Annotated in this window: 11 protein-coding genes; all 11 read right to left on the reverse strand. The window is 69.8% G+C overall.

Features of this window, described 5'->3' with window-relative positions; translation table 11 throughout:
• Positions 1 to 10: 10 nt before the first annotated feature.
• The gene (allB, locus tag GE073_RS20355) at positions 11 to 1,468 is read right to left on the reverse strand and encodes an allantoinase AllB (protein ID WP_153784201.1); all 1,458 of its coding nucleotides are present in this window, start codon (positions 1,466 to 1,468) and stop codon (positions 11 to 13) included.
• 55 nt (positions 1,469 to 1,523) lie between these two features.
• On the reverse strand, positions 1,524 to 1,907 hold the full coding sequence (gene uraH, locus GE073_RS20360) for a hydroxyisourate hydrolase (protein ID WP_028598495.1): 384 nt from the start codon (positions 1,905 to 1,907) through the stop codon (positions 1,524 to 1,526).
• A gap of 18 nt (positions 1,908 to 1,925) precedes the next feature.
• A complete protein-coding gene (gene uraD, locus GE073_RS20365) occupies positions 1,926 to 2,432 on the reverse strand; it encodes a 2-oxo-4-hydroxy-4-carboxy-5-ureidoimidazoline decarboxylase (RefSeq protein ID WP_101808115.1) in 507 nt (168 codons plus the stop codon).
• Positions 2,429 to 2,911 carry a nucleoside deaminase gene (locus GE073_RS20370; protein ID WP_028598493.1) on the reverse strand — a complete coding sequence of 161 codons (483 nt, stop codon included), beginning with the start codon at positions 2,909 to 2,911 and terminating at the stop codon, positions 2,429 to 2,431. The genes uraD and GE073_RS20370 overlap by 4 nt, the downstream gene beginning before the upstream one ends.
• 14 nt (positions 2,912 to 2,925) lie before the next feature.
• Positions 2,926 to 3,381 carry a (2Fe-2S)-binding protein gene (locus GE073_RS20375; protein WP_043111186.1) on the reverse strand — a complete coding sequence of 152 codons (456 nt, stop codon included), beginning with the start codon at positions 3,379 to 3,381 and terminating at the stop codon, positions 2,926 to 2,928.
• Between the two features lie 361 nt (positions 3,382 to 3,742).
• On the reverse strand, positions 3,743 to 6,187 hold the full coding sequence (locus GE073_RS25595; protein WP_153784202.1) for a molybdopterin cofactor-binding domain-containing protein: 2,445 nt from the start codon (positions 6,185 to 6,187) through the stop codon (positions 3,743 to 3,745).
• The gene (locus GE073_RS20385; RefSeq protein WP_153784203.1) at positions 6,184 to 7,236 is read right to left on the reverse strand and encodes an FAD binding domain-containing protein; all 1,053 of its coding nucleotides are present in this window, start codon (positions 7,234 to 7,236) and stop codon (positions 6,184 to 6,186) included. The genes GE073_RS25595 and GE073_RS20385 overlap by 4 nt, the downstream gene beginning before the upstream one ends.
• A 54-nt stretch (positions 7,237 to 7,290) precedes the next feature.
• Positions 7,291 to 8,220: an ABC transporter permease gene (locus GE073_RS20390; protein ID WP_028598491.1), complete on the reverse strand. Its 930-nt coding sequence runs from the start codon at positions 8,218 to 8,220 to the stop codon at positions 7,291 to 7,293.
• A gap of 21 nt (positions 8,221 to 8,241) precedes the next feature.
• A complete protein-coding gene (locus tag GE073_RS20395; RefSeq protein ID WP_153784204.1) occupies positions 8,242 to 9,444 on the reverse strand; it encodes an ABC transporter permease in 1,203 nt (400 codons plus the stop codon).
• A complete protein-coding gene (locus GE073_RS20400; RefSeq protein WP_084137045.1) occupies positions 9,441 to 11,048 on the reverse strand; it encodes an ABC transporter ATP-binding protein in 1,608 nt (535 codons plus the stop codon). Before GE073_RS20400 ends, GE073_RS20395 begins: the two co-directional genes overlap by 4 nt.
• A gap of 109 nt (positions 11,049 to 11,157) precedes the next feature.
• Positions 11,158 to 12,357, reverse strand: coding sequence for a BMP family ABC transporter substrate-binding protein (locus GE073_RS20405; protein ID WP_194843423.1), 1,200 nt, complete (start codon positions 12,355 to 12,357; stop codon positions 11,158 to 11,160).
• Between the last annotated feature and the right edge of the window lie 1,139 nt (positions 12,358 to 13,496).

Genomic DNA, 13,496 nt, shown 5'->3' on the forward strand with positions numbered 1-13,496 from the left:
TCTTCCGCTTTCAGCGTCCGCCGAACGATCCGCCCGTCCCGGCCTCGGCGGCTTGCCGCCGCTCTGCCGGCGCCCCCAGGCCGCCAGCGGTGCGCACGCCTCCCGCCGGCACGACGCCGCCGTCCAGCGAGTAGACGACCTGTCCGCGCAGCAGCGTGCGGACGACCCGGACGTCCATCCGCATGCCCGTGTACGGGCTATGCGGATGCAGGTACTGCAGGTGGCCGCTTTCCAGCGTGTAGCCCGCGCTGCGGTCGATCAGCGCCAGATCGGCGTCCTTGCCGACGGCGATTCCGCCCTTGCCGGTCAAGCCGAAGCGCTCCGCCGGCGCCCCCGCCAGCACCCGCGCGAGCCGGCCGGCCGGAATGCCGCGCCGCAGCCCTTCGCCGAGCACGAGCTCGACCGTGCTCTGCGCGCCGGAGATGCCGCCCCAGGCGTCGAAAAAGCTCAGCCCCGGCCCCGCCTTCAGCTCGATCGGGCTCGGGCTGTGGTCGGAGGCGACGAGGTCGATCTTGCCTTCCGCCAGCTGCGCCCACAGCCGCTCGACGCTTTCAGCGTCCCGCAGCGGCGGCGCGCATTTGGCCACCGGCCCGATCCGGGCCATGTCGTCCGCCGTCAGCATCAGATAATGCGGGCATGTCTCTACGGTCACGTCCAGGCCGTCCCGGCGCGCGCGGTCGATCCGCTCCACGCTGTCCGGATGGCTGATGTGCACGAAGTGCAGCCGGCAGCCCGTGAGCTCCGCGTAGAACAGCGCCCGGTGCACCGCCTCCAGCTCCGCCACCGGCGGCCGCGAGGCGGCGAAGTCGAGCGCCCCGACGCGGCCTGCCCGCCGCATCGAATCGCCGAGCGCCGTCGTCATGCTGTCGTTCTCCGCATGCAGCGCCAGCACGCCGCCGAACGAGGCGATGCGCCGCATCCCTTCGTACAGCGTCCAGTCGTCCGCCTCGACGAAGCGGCCTTCGCCTTCTCCGCCCGGCTTGGAGACGAACGCCTTGAAGCCGACGACGCCGGCCTCCGCCAGCGGCTCCAGCTCCTCGAGCTTGCCCGGGACGAGCCCGCCCCAGAACGCATAGTCGACGGCGGAGCGGCCTTCGGCGCAGGAGGCCTTGAGCGCCAGCGCCGCCCGGTCGACCGTCGCCGGCAGCCCGTTCAGCGGCATGTCCGCGTAAGCGGTCACGCCCCCGGCGGCGAGCGCGGCGGAGCCGGTCGGGAACCCTTCCCAGTGGCCCATGTTCGGCTCGTTGAAATGCACGTGGACGTCGACGCCGCCCGGCAGCACGAGCAGCCCCGACGCGTCGACGATTTCCGCCCCGGCCGCGTCCAGCTCCGGACCGATCGCGGCGATCGCCCCGCCGGCGATCGCGATGTCCAGCCGCTGCGGCTGCGCGACGTCCGGCAGGACGATGTCGCCGCCCTTGATCACCGTTGTCCAGCCTGCGGCCGGAAGGTCCCTCTTCTCTCCCATGATGTTCGCCCCTTTCCTAACCGCTGATGACGGAAGCGCGCGAGGCCCGCCTGCCTCAGCTGCCCCGATAGCTGCTGTACCCGCCCGGCGCGACGATCAGCGGCACATGATAATGCTGCGAGCCGTCGGCGATCGTGAAGCGGATCGGCACCTGCTCCAGGAACGCCTCTCCCGCCGCAGCGGCCGCGCCTGCGCCTGCCGCCGCTGCCGCCGAGCGGAAATACGCGCCGGCCTCGAACAGCAGCTCGTACGTGCCGGGCGTCAGCTCCTCGCCGGCCAGCAGCGGGCCGTCGATGCGGCCGTCGGCATTGGTGACCGCCTCGCGCAGCAGGCCGGCCTGCCCCTCTCCGGCCAGGCGCGTCAACGTCAGCGCCATGCCCGCCGCCGGGCGTCCTCTGGACGTGTCCAGCACATGCGTCGTCAATCTCCCTCCGTCCATCTCGCTCCTCCTCCCTGCCTAGTCCGCGATCAGGTCCGCCAGCCGAAAGCCGGTGATGCGCCCGATCTCCCGCAGCGCCTGCTCCAGCTCCGCCTCGCGCTCCCGCGGCGTCCGCTCCTGCAGCGCCTGCAGGATGCCGTCCTTGTCCTTGCCCTTCACCGCGAGGATGAACGGAAAGCCGAACCGCTCCACATACTGCCGATTGAGCGCCGAAAACGTCTCGTACTCCTCCGGGCTCAGCCGGTCGAGGCCCGCGCCCTGCTGCTCGGCGACGGAATGCTCGCTCATCGCGAGCCGCGCGCCGAGATCGGGATGCTGCCGCAGCAGCGCCAGCACCGCTTCCTCGCCGGCCTCGCGCACGGCCCGCTCCATCGCGGCATGCAGCTCTTCCCGGCCGGCGTACGGCCGGCCCGCCGCCGCCCGCTCGGCGACCCACGGCGAATGCTCGTAGATGCCGCCGAGCGTCTTGGCGAACGCTTCCGGCGTCATCGCGTTCAGCTCCGCGATCGTAACCTGCCCGCTCATGTCCAGTACCCCGCGTGCACGGCGACGATCGCCTCGTCCAGCTCCTCGAACGGCCCGATGACCGTCACCGGCTTCTGGCCGGCGGCGAAAACCTCGCGGCACGGCAGGTCGAGCGTCGGATTCTGCTCGTCGTCGCCGGTCAGCTCCAACAGCCTTTTCTCGCTGATGCCGTACACGACGGTGCCGACATTGCCCCAGTAGATGGAGCCCGAGCACATCGCGCACGGCTCGACGGACGTGTACAGCGCGCAGTCCCACAGGAACTTCTTGTCGTAAAGGCCCGAGGCGCGCTCCATCAGCGTCGTCTCGGCATGGCCGGTGCAGTTGCGCTCGGTCACCTCGATGTTGCCCTGCTCCAGCAGGATCTCGCCGTCCGGGCCGACGAGCAGCGCGCCGAACGGCGTATTGCCGGACTCGCGCGCCGCCTCAGACACCTCGACGGCCCGCTTGAGATAGCGGATATGGTCTCTGTCGCTCATGGCGATCTCTCCTTTTAAATCAGGTTCGCGTCAGGCTCGCCGGCCGAAGCCCGGCATACCGCGCGGAAGATGCTGCCGTAGCCGGTGCAGCGGCAGATGTTGCCGGCCAGCGCCTCCTCCGTCTCGGCCCGGGACGGGCACGGATTGGCGGCCAGCATCGACGTCACGCTGACGACCATGCCCGGCGTGCAGTAGCCGCATTGGAAGCCGCCTTCCTCAAGGAAGGCGCTTTTCACGCGCTCAGCCCGTTCGTCCCGCAGCCCTTCGATCGTCACGATGTCGGCCTCCTGGCATTGGTAGGCGGACAGCAGGCAGCTGTTCATCGGCTCGCCGTCCACGAGCACCATGCAGGCGCCGCAGCGGCCGATCTCGCAGGAGCGCTTCGTGCCGGTCAGGCCGAGGTCCTCGCGGATGACCGCCAGCAGGCGGCGCGACGGGTCGACCCGCAGCTCGCGCCGCTGCCCGTTCAGTCGGAAGCGAAGCCAGAGCGGACCGCCCGCCGGCGGCGCTGGCGCGGCTTCGGCCGGCGCAAGCTCGGCCCGCGCAGCATCGGCATCGAGCCGCTCCGGCGCCAGCACCGCTTGCGCCGAAGCCAGCTCCGCCAAAGCGGAGGCGGCGCCTTCTTCTCCGGCCGCGACCGGCGGCTCCGGCGCCGGGGCGCCGGCCGGCATCCGCATGGCCGCGGCCTCCGGGCCGGCTTCGGCCGGCGCCTCCGTCCCGCGACGGGCCGGCTCCGGCGTTTGCGCCGCAGCCTGCGGCCCGCTCGCGGCCCGCTCCGCCTGCCGGCGCCGCTCGGGCTCCGACTCGCCGATCGGATAGCGCTTCTTGTCGTCACTCATCGCATCCGCCTCCTTTCGCCTGCCACTCGTCGCTCCATGGCTGCAGCAGCACGCCGGGCTCGAGCGGCAGCTTGCGCACCCGCACGCCGACCGCGTCGCGGATCGCGGCCGTGATCGCCGGGGCGAGCGCCACCGAGCCGATCTCGCCGACGCCGCGCGGACCGTACGCGTCGTCCTCCGGCAGCTCCTCGATCGCCTCGACCGTCAGCCGGCCGACATCGGCGGCCGACGGCACGAGATACGTATCCAGGTTGCGCGTCGCGTAGCGCCCTGCCTCCATGACCGCATCCTCGCTCAGCGTGAAGCCGAGCGCCATCGAGGCGCCGCCCTCGATCTGTCCAAGATATCCCTGCGGATTGGCGACGGGACCGGCGGCGACGGCATGATGCTGGTCGGTCACCTTGACCCTGCCGCTCAGCAGGTCGACCTCGACGCGGGCGGCGACGGCAGCGTACGTGTACAGGAAATGCGCGCCGACATGCGGCTTGCTCGTAGTCGGGTAGTGGAACGTCGTCTCGCAGACGATCGGGTCCGCCGCCGTCCGGCGCGCCAGCTCCGCATACGCGGCGACGAGCCCGCCGCCTGCGTCCCGGACGCCGCCCGCGCCGACGCGCAGCCGCTCGGCCGGAATGCCCGACGCCTCGGCTGCCGCTTCCGTCAGCCGCCGCGTCAGCTCCGGACGCAGCCGCCGCAGCGCCATCCACATCATGCTCGTGGCGCGCGAGGCGGTCGACGAGCCGCTGTTGGGGACGATATCCGTGTCGCCGATGAGGATGCGGAAATCGTCCGGCGCGAAGCCGAACTGCTCGATCAGCATGCCGCTCAGCGTCGCGATCAGCCCTTGGCCGAACTCCTCGTAGCCGAACACCGCCTCGATGACGCCGTCCGCCGCCAGGCGCAGAATGCCGCCCGCCGGGTCCGGGATGCCGAAGCCGAGTCCGGCTCCGTGCATCGTCAGCGCCGCGCCGTAGCCGACGCGCACCCACGGAGGCGGCGCCGGAGCCGCTTCGGCGCCTGCCGCGCTCTCCGCCTGCGCTGCGGCCCGCGCCGCATTCGACGCCGCCGCAGCCCGCTTATCCGCCGGCAGAGCCGCCTCCGCCTCGCCGCTCCGCACAGCCTCGCCGCTCCGCGCAGCCTGCCCGCCGGCGCCCGCCTTGGCGCCGTGCCGGGACCGCCACAGCGGCGAGCGCTCCAGCGCCTCCCACACCTGCCGCGCGCCGTCGGTCGGCGCGATCGGCTGGCCGAGCGGTCCGGGATCGGACGGCTCGCGCATGTTCATCCGCCGGAATTCCCACGGGTCGATGCCGTGAAGCTCCGCCAGCTCGTCGAGCTGGCTTTCCAGCGCGAAGATCGCCTGGTTGCCGCCGAAGCCGCGGAATTCGCCGGACACGCCGTTGTTCGTGTACACCGCATGCCCCTCGACATCGAGCATGCCCCAGCGGTACGGCCCGATCACATGCTCGGTCGAGAAGTTGAGCACCTCCGCTCCCAGCGTCGCGTACGCCCCCGTATCCGACAGGATGCGGGCGCGATGCGCGAGCAGCCGCCCGGACCGGTCCGTGCCGGTGCGCATCGTGATGAGCATCGGATGGCGCTTCAGCCCCGCCCGCACGGACTCCATGCGCGAGTTGTGCAGCCGCACCGGACGCCCGGTCTTGAGCGCGAGCAGCGAGCCGTACGGCTGCACGTTCAGCTCGTCCTTGCCGCCGAACGAGCCGCCGATCGGGCTCGACACGACGCGGATGCGCTCCTCCTCCCAGTCCAGCATGCGGGCGAGCTGCATCCGGTCCATGAGGCCGTGCTGCGTCGCCGAGTAGACGGTCAGCCTGCCATCCGCTTCCGGGATGAACAGGCCGCCCTCGGTCTCCATATAAGCGTGCATCTGGCGAGGCGTCGCATACTCCCTCTCGACGACGAACGCGCACTCGGCGAACAGCGCCTCCAGCTCCTCCGGCTCGCCGGTGCGGTACTCCGTGCGATGCAGCAGATTGCCGTCCTCATGCAGCTGCGGCGCGTCCGGCAGCAGCGCGAGGCGGGGGTCGGTCAGCGGAGGCAGCGGCTCGTACTCGACCTCGATCAGCTCCAGCGCCAACGCCGCGATCTCCGGCGTGTCGGCGGCGACCGCCGCGACAGCGTCGCCGACGTAGCGCACCCGGTCGCTGCACAGCGCCGGCTGATGCGGAAAAGCGATGCCGAACCGGTTCAGCCCCGGCACGTCGCGATGGGTGATGACCGCATGCACGCCCGCCAGCGCCTCCGCCCGCTCCGTGCGGATCGAGCGGATGAGCGCATGCGCGTGCTCGCTGCGCAGCACTCGCGCCCACAGCGTGCCGGGACGGCTCATGTCCGTCAGGTACGCCAGGCTGCCGTCCACCTTGGCAGCGCCGTCCGGACGGATCCGCCAGCGCTCGCCGCTTCCTTCCCGGGTCAGGATCATCGCCGCTCTCCTCCTCTCGCTGTCCATCCTTCCCATACCGCCGCCGCGGCCAGATTGGCCGCGCAGCGCCGCCGATAGTCCGCATCGGCAAAAGCGTCTCCCGCCGGCGCGTACTCCGTCAGCGCCGCCTCGAACGCGGCCGCCGCCGCGCGGGCGGCATCGCCGCTTGCGGCCAGCGCCGCGAGCGCCGCCCGCTCGGCGAGCCGCAGCCGCTGCGGCGGAGCGGAGCCGCCTCCGGCCGCGAGCCGCAGCCATGCGCCGGGCGCGCCGCCGGGCGCGGCCGGGCCGCCCGCCGCCGCGACGCAGACGAGCGCCGGCGTGAACGACTCGCGGCGCCCGATCTTGCGCCAGGCGTGCCAGCGGCCGCCGCTCGCATGCCCGCCGCTGAAGTCAGCGGCGCAGGCTCCCTCTGCGCCTCCGGCTCCGGCGCCATTGCCGCTAGCGGCCCGAGCTCTGCCGCTCCCTTCGCCGGCGCCGCCCGCCTCGCCAGCCGCGCCGGCAGCGCCGGCAGCTCCGCCAGGCGCCGGCAGCGTCACCGCCGCCAGCAGGCGGCGCTCCGGAGCCGCTCCGGCCCGGCGCTCCTCCAGCCAGGCCTCGAGGCTCTGCCCGGCGAGCGAGGCGCCGTCGTACCACTCCAGCTCCGCGTCCAGCGCGAGCAGCGCCGGCAGGCTGTCGCCGACGGCCGACGCGATGTTGCCGCCGAGCGTGCCGAGATTGCGCACGCCCGGCGCGGCGATCATGCGCAGCGCCTCGCGCAGCAGCGGCCAGCCGGCGCTCGCCGGCGCCTTCAGCACGGCCGACAGCGTCGCCTGCGAGCCGATGCGCAGGCTCCCGTCCGGCTGCGGCCCGATGTCCGCGAGTCCGCCGATCCGGCGCAGGTCGAGCAGGACGGACGGCGGCGCCAGCACGCCGTTCTCCCATTGCGTCCGCAGCAGCGTGCCGCCGGCGACGGGCAGGGCGGCGAAGCCGTGCCTCGACCGGAGCCGCCAGGCTTCTTCCAGCGTGGCCGGCTGCAGCAGCAGCGGCCCGGCCGTTTCCTTCAAGCTCATCCCTTTTCCCCCTTCGCCCTCATGTCCTATCCGATCCGATCGCCGCTCTCTACGCTACAGCCGCTGCTCGCGGATATACGGCAGGCCGAGCGACTCCGGCGAGCCGGACGGCTTACCGCGTCCTCTCCAGCCGAGGTACATGAGCACGAGGATCGTCACGACGTACGGGATCATCTTGAGGAAGTACGACGGAATAAGCGAGCCCTCCAGCTGGATGCGGAAGCCGATCGAGTCGAGCGCCCCGAAGAAATAGGCGCACAGCAGCGCGCGCAGCGGGTTCCAGCGGGCGAAGATGATGAGCGCGACGGCGATCCAGCCGCGGCCGGCGGTCATCCCTTCGTTCCACGTCGGGGAGTAGACGAGCAGCATGTTCGCTCCCGCGAGCCCGATCAGCACCGCCCCGCCGACGACGTAGGCGTAGCGCGCCGCTTGCACGGGAATGCCCATGACGTCGGCGGTCGCCGGATTGTCGCCCATCGCCCGCAGATGCAGCCCCCACGACGTGCGGTGGATGAGCAGATGCAGCCCGAGCGCGAGCGCGAAGCTGATCCAGGTGAACCAGTCAAGACGGCCAAAGATCGGCCCGAGGAACGGCACGCCGTCCAGGAACGCCAGTTCAAGCCTCGGAAAAGCGCCCGGAAGCGGCTGGCCGGCGACCGGCTTGCCGAGATAGGCGCTGAGGCCGGCGCCGAACAGCGTCATCGCCAGCCCGCTGACGATATGGTTGGCGCGCAGCGTGACGGTCATGAACGCATGCACGAGGCCGAGCGCCGCGGACACGAGCACGACGGCGGCGAGCGCCGCCCAGAGGCTGCCCGAGCGGATGTAGACGAGGCAGGCGCTGACCGCGCCCATAAGCATGATGCCTTCCGTGCCGAGCTGGATGATGCCGGCGCGCTCGCTCAGGATGCCTCCGAGCGTCGCGATCAGCAGCGGCGTGCCGGAGGCGATCGCGGCGGCAAGCAGCAGAGTGATGAAGTCCATGTCAGGTTCCTCCGATCGGGATTAGGCGGCGCGGCGGATGCGAAAGCGTGCGGCCATGTCGCCGGCGATGAGGCAGAACAGGATCGCGCCCTGGATCATCGACGAGATCGACGACGGCATGCCGATCGTCTGCACGCTGTAGCCGCCGACGATGAGCCCGCCGAACAGGAACGACGTGACGAGCAGGCCGGCCGGATGCAGCTTGGCGAGCCAGGCGACGATGATCGCCGTGTAGCCGTAGCCCGGCGAGATGCCGTACATGAGGCGGTGAGACACGCCCGCCACCTCCGCCATGCCGGCGATGCCGGCGAGGCCGCCGCTAACCGCCATGACGATGAGGATATGCTTGCGGATGTTGATGCCGGCTCCGCGCGCGGCGTCCGGATTGGCGCCGATCAGCCGCAGCTCGTAGCCCCAGCGGGTGTAGCGGATGAGGACGGCGTACAGGGCGACGGCGCCTACGGCGAAGACGAGGCCCAGATGCAGGCGCGTGTCGCCGAGCACCGGCAGCATCTGGTTGTCGCCGAACATCGGCGTGCCGGGGAAGTTGAAGCCCTTGGGATCCTTCCACGGGCCGAAGACGAAGTAATTGAGCGCCAGCAGCGCGATGTAGTTCAGCATGAGCGAGGTGATGAGCTCGTTGACCTGGAAATACGTGCGCGGAATGGCCGTGAAGAGCCCCCACAGCGCGCCCGCCGCGATGCCCGCGAGCAGCATCGCCGGAATCGTCAGCCAGAGCGAAAGCCCCGGCAGGTAGATCGTGATCGCGGTCGCGCCCATCGCGCCGGCGAGCAGCTGCCCCTCCGCGCCGATGTTCCAGACGGAGATGCGGTAGGCGATCGAGACGCCTAGGCCGCACAGCAGCAGCGGAATCGCCTTGACGAGCGTCTCGGTCAAGCCGAAGCTGGAGCCGAACGCGCCGTTCATCATCTTGGCGTAGACGGTCAGCGGGTTCATGCCGTTGGCGGCGATGAAGACGGCGCAGATCAGGAGCGCCGCGACGACCGAGACGATCGGCGTCCACCACGGGGAGCCCTTGCCTGCCGGATCGAGCTCGAAGCGCAGCGGGAAGCGCGGCTTGCGCGCCGCTCCCGGCGTCGATGCGGCTGCGGCTGCGGCCGAACTGCCCGGCGCCCCTCCCGCGAGGCTCGCCGACGCCTGGGCCGCCTGCCGGGCCGGAGCGAGCACCGCTTCGAGTCCCGCCGGGCCGGATGTTGGATTCATACGATGGCCTCCTTGCCGTCAGGATCAGGTTGGTCCGGCTGCCGGAGAGCCTCCTCGGCCCCGGCGCGTCCCGCCGCCGCCTCCTCCGCGCCGGCGGAGCCGGTCATGAGCAGGCCGATGCGCTGGCGGTCCGCCTCGTCATGCGCCATCTCCCCGATGATGCGCCCGCCGAAGACGACGAGCACGCGGTCGGACAGCTGCAGGATCTCGTCGAGATCCTCGGAGATGAGCAGCACTCCGCTGCCCGAGGCGCGCAGCTCCATGAGCATGCGATGCACGCTGTCGGCCGCCCCGACATCCAGCCCTTGCGTCGGATGCACGGCGACCATCAGCTTGGGCCGCATGCTGATCTCGCGGGCGAACAGCAGCTTCTGCTGGTTGCCGCCCGAGAGCATCCGCACCGGCGTATCGAGGCTCGGCGTGCGCACGTCGAACTGCTCGACGAGCGACTGCGCCCAGCGCCGGTTGGCGCCTCCCCGCAGCAGGCCGAGGCGCGAGCGCTCCGGGCCGCGGTACGATTTGGAGAGCAGGTTGTCGGCGATCGCCAGGCTGCCGGCCAGGCCGCTTTTCATCCGATTCTCCGGAATATGCGCGATGCCCGACTCGATCGCCTCCAGCGCCGACGCCCGCTTCCAGACCGCGCCGTCAAACTCGATCTCTCCGCCGGACCAGGGATGCAGGCCGTTCAGCACCTCCGCCAGCTCCTTCTGCCCGTTGCCGGCGACGCCGGCGATGCCGACGATCTCTCCCTTCCTCACCTCCAGGTCGAGCCCGTCGAGCGCCTTGCGTCCGCCGTGGCCGAGCGCCTTCAGCCCGCGCAGCGCGAGCAGCGGCTCCATGCCGGCCGGCTCCCGCTCCTTGCGCTGGAGGACGACCTCCTTGCCGACCATCAGCTGCGCCAGCTGCCGCTCGTCCGTCTCCTCGCGGGCGAGCGAGGCGATCATGCGGCCCTTGCGCATGACGGAGATGCGGTCGGCGACGCTCATGACCTCCTTCATCTTGTGCGTCGTGATCAGGATCGTCTTGCCCTCCGCGCGCATCTGGCGCAGCGTGGCGAACAGCTGCTCCGCCTCGCCCGGCGTCAGCACCGAGGTCGGCTCGTCGAGGATGATGATGTCGGCGCCGCGGTACAGCGTCTTGACGATCTCCACCCGCTGCTGCTCGCCGACCGACAGCTGCCAGATCGGCCGGTCGACCGGGAAGCCGAGTCCGAAGCGCTCGGCCAGCTCGGCGATCTCCTTCGTCTTTCTCTTCATCCAGCCGGCGCCGCGCCAGAAGCCGCCCTTTTCGCCCAGCACCATGTTCTCGGCCGCCGTCAGCGTCTGCACGAGCCGGAAGTTCTGGAACACCATGCCGATGCCGAGCTCGGCCGCCTCCTTGGGCGAGCGGATGCGGACCGGCCGGCCCTGGATCCGGATCTCGCCCTCGGTGGCGCGGTACACGCCGGACAGCATGCACATCATCGTGCTCTTGCCGGCTCCATTTTCCCCGAGCAGGGCGTGGATCTCGCCCCGCTCCGCCGTGAAGTCCACCTGATCGTTGGCCGTCACGCTGCCGAAGCGCTTGACGATCTTCCTCATCTCCACCGCTGGATGGGTGCTCATCGCCTCAATCCGCCTCCTTGAAATGCAGCTCGCGCGCCTCCCCGGAAGCGGCTCAGATCCCTTCTGCAAGGGATCTGAGCGCAGCTCCGTCAGGCCGCAGGAAAGGCCGTCAGTTCGGGATCGTTCCCTCCACGCCTTTCACGAACCAGTTCATGTTCAGAATCTCTTCCATCGTCAAGGACTTGCCCGCCTCGACCTTGGCCGCTCCGCTCTGATCGCTGATCGGGCCCTGGAACACGTCAAGCTTGCCTTCCATCGCCTTCTTGTGCTGCTCCTCGACGAGCGCCTTGACGTCGTCCGGCACTTTGGCGCCGAGCGGCGCGAGGCCGACCATGCCGTCCTGCATGCTGCCCATGTACTGCTGGCTCTTCCACGTGCCTTCCATGACGGACTTGACGACCATCGTGTAGTACGGCCCCCAGTTCCAGACCGGGTTCGTCATGTACGTGTCCGGGGCGAAGCGGCTCATGTCCGAATCGTTGCCGCCGGCGAAAGCTCCGCGCTCCGCCGCCGCCTGGATCGTCGCCGGGCTGTCCTGGTACGCCATCAGCACGTCCGCGCCTTTGTCCAGCAGGCTGACCGCCGCCTGGCGCTCGGTCGTCGGATCGAACCAGGTGTTGGACCAGACGACGCTCACCTTGGCGTCCGGGTTGACGCTCTGCGCGCCGAGCGCGAAGGCGTTGATGTTGTAGATGACCTCGGGAATCGGGAACGCTCCGACGTAGCCGATCTGGTTGTTCTTCGTCAGCTTACCGGCCGCGATGCCGGACAGGTAGCTCGCCTCGAAGTTTTTGCCGAAGAACGTGCTCATGTTGTCGTTCGTTTTGTAGCCGGCCGTATGCTCGAAGATGACCTTCGGGAACTTCTTCGCGACGTTCAGCGTGTAGTCCATGTAGCCGAAGCTCGTCGTAAAGACGATGTCGTGGTTTTGCGCCAGCTCGGTGATGATGCGCTCGGCGTCCGCGCTCTCCGGCACGTTCTCGACCGTATCGGCCTTGAGGCCGGTCTGCTCTTCCATGTATTGGCGGCCTTTGTCATGCTCGTACGTCCAGCCGCCGTCTCCTGGAGGACCGATGTAGACGAAAGCGACGCGGGGCTTCTCGATTTTCGGCATCGTGCCGCCTTCGCCGCCTGCGTTCTCGCTTGCAGTTCCGGCGTTCGCCGCTGCGCCGCTGTTCGACGCTTCGTTGCTAGGAGCCGCCGCTCCATTGTTCGAGCTGCCGCCTCCCGCGGAGCATCCGGCTAGCACGAGCATGACCGCCACGCATAGCCACATGGCGCTTTTGAACGTTCTGACCCTCTTTTTCATCCTTATCCTCCTTTAAATGCTGCGCGTCCGATAATGGCCAGACGGCGCAGGATGTGCTGGAAGTACGGGCATTCGGCGCTTTGCCGCGCTGCCATGTCTTCCACTATAGGAGGCGGTTCGTTTTCACGTCAACTTATCTCACATTTATTTGTGCATGAATGGAAATGGATCGGCTTTCATTGTGCGCGGCGCACGAAAATACGTCGGAACGGTTGCCGAAACGATTTATTCCGGCTCTTCTTCGCGTTATATGCATGTCATATTTATGCATGGGTGCGGGAGCGTGGCGAGCGCAGGGCAGGCGCGAGTGGGCGCCGGACGGGCGCGGGATGGGCGCGGGGCGGGCGCGGGGCGGGCGCGGGGCGGGCGCGGGGCGGGGCGGGCGCGGGGCAGGCGCGGGGTGGGCGCGGGATGGGCGCGGGATGGGCGCGGGGTGGGCGCGGGATTGGTGCGGGACGGGCGCGGGGTGGGCGCGGGGCGGCGCGGGATGGGCGCCGGACGGGCGCGAGCGCGGGGGTGGGCGCGGGGCAGGCGCGGGGCGGGCTCCCGCTACGCTTGCCATCTGCAACCCGATTAAGCGGCTTGCCTGTCACCATCCGTCCGGACAGCTGGTCGATTTTCCTGCTCAACTCCGCCCGTTTGGATTTCCTCGCCCCCGCTAACCCGATTTTTTCGACTTATCGCCTTGGCTCCGCTCCTCCGGCTCTCTAACCCGATTTTTTCGGGCTACAGCCCACCAGCCCCGCTCCGACGGCTCTCTAACCCGATTTATTCGGGTTACAGCCCACCAGCCCCGCTCCGACGGCCCGCTAACCCGATTTATTCGGGTTACAGCCCGCCAACTTCGCTCCGACGGCTCTCTAACCCGATTTTTTCGGGTTACAGCCCGCCAACCCTGCTCCGACGGCTCTCTAACCCGTTTTTTTCGGGTTACAGCCCGCCAACCCCACCCCGACGGCTCTCTAACCCGATCTTTTCGGGTTGCAGCCCGCCAACCCTGCTCCGACGGCTCTCTAACCTGATTTTTTCGGGTTACAGCCCGCCAACCCTGCTCTGACGGCCCGCTAACCCGATTTTTTCGACTTATCGCCTCGGCTCCGCCCCTCAGACCGCCTGCTTACTCGGGTTTTCCACATAAC

It is taken from the genome of Paenibacillus sp. B01, assembly GCF_009649995.1.
Taxonomy (GTDB): domain Bacteria; phylum Bacillota; class Bacilli; order Paenibacillales; family Paenibacillaceae; genus Paenibacillus_O; species Paenibacillus_O pasadenensis.

Excerpts from the sequence above, each read along its gene's own strand:
- allB (WP_153784201.1), bottom strand. The coding sequence starts at position 1,468 with ATGGGAGAGAAGAGGGACCTTCCGGCCGCAGGCTGGACAACGGTGATC.
- GE073_RS20400 (WP_084137045.1), bottom strand. The coding sequence starts at position 11,048 with ATGAGCACCCATCCAGCGGTGGAGATGAGGAAGATCGTCAAGCGCTTC.
- uraH (WP_028598495.1), bottom strand. The coding sequence starts at position 1,907 with ATGGACGGAGGGAGATTGACGACGCATGTGCTGGACACGTCCAGAGGA.
- uraD (WP_101808115.1), bottom strand. The coding sequence starts at position 2,432 with ATGAGCGGGCAGGTTACGATCGCGGAGCTGAACGCGATGACGCCGGAA.
- GE073_RS25595 (WP_153784202.1), bottom strand. The coding sequence starts at position 6,187 with ATGATCCTGACCCGGGAAGGAAGCGGCGAGCGCTGGCGGATCCGTCCG.
- GE073_RS20370 (WP_028598493.1), bottom strand. The coding sequence starts at position 2,911 with ATGAGCGACAGAGACCATATCCGCTATCTCAAGCGGGCCGTCGAGGTG.
- GE073_RS20390 (WP_028598491.1), bottom strand. The coding sequence starts at position 8,220 with ATGGACTTCATCACTCTGCTGCTTGCCGCCGCGATCGCCTCCGGCACG.
- GE073_RS20395 (WP_153784204.1), bottom strand. The coding sequence starts at position 9,444 with ATGAATCCAACATCCGGCCCGGCGGGACTCGAAGCGGTGCTCGCTCCG.
- GE073_RS20385 (WP_153784203.1), bottom strand. The coding sequence starts at position 7,236 with ATGAGCTTGAAGGAAACGGCCGGGCCGCTGCTGCTGCAGCCGGCCACG.
- GE073_RS20405 (WP_194843423.1), bottom strand. The coding sequence starts at position 12,357 with ATGAAAAAGAGGGTCAGAACGTTCAAAAGCGCCATGTGGCTATGCGTG.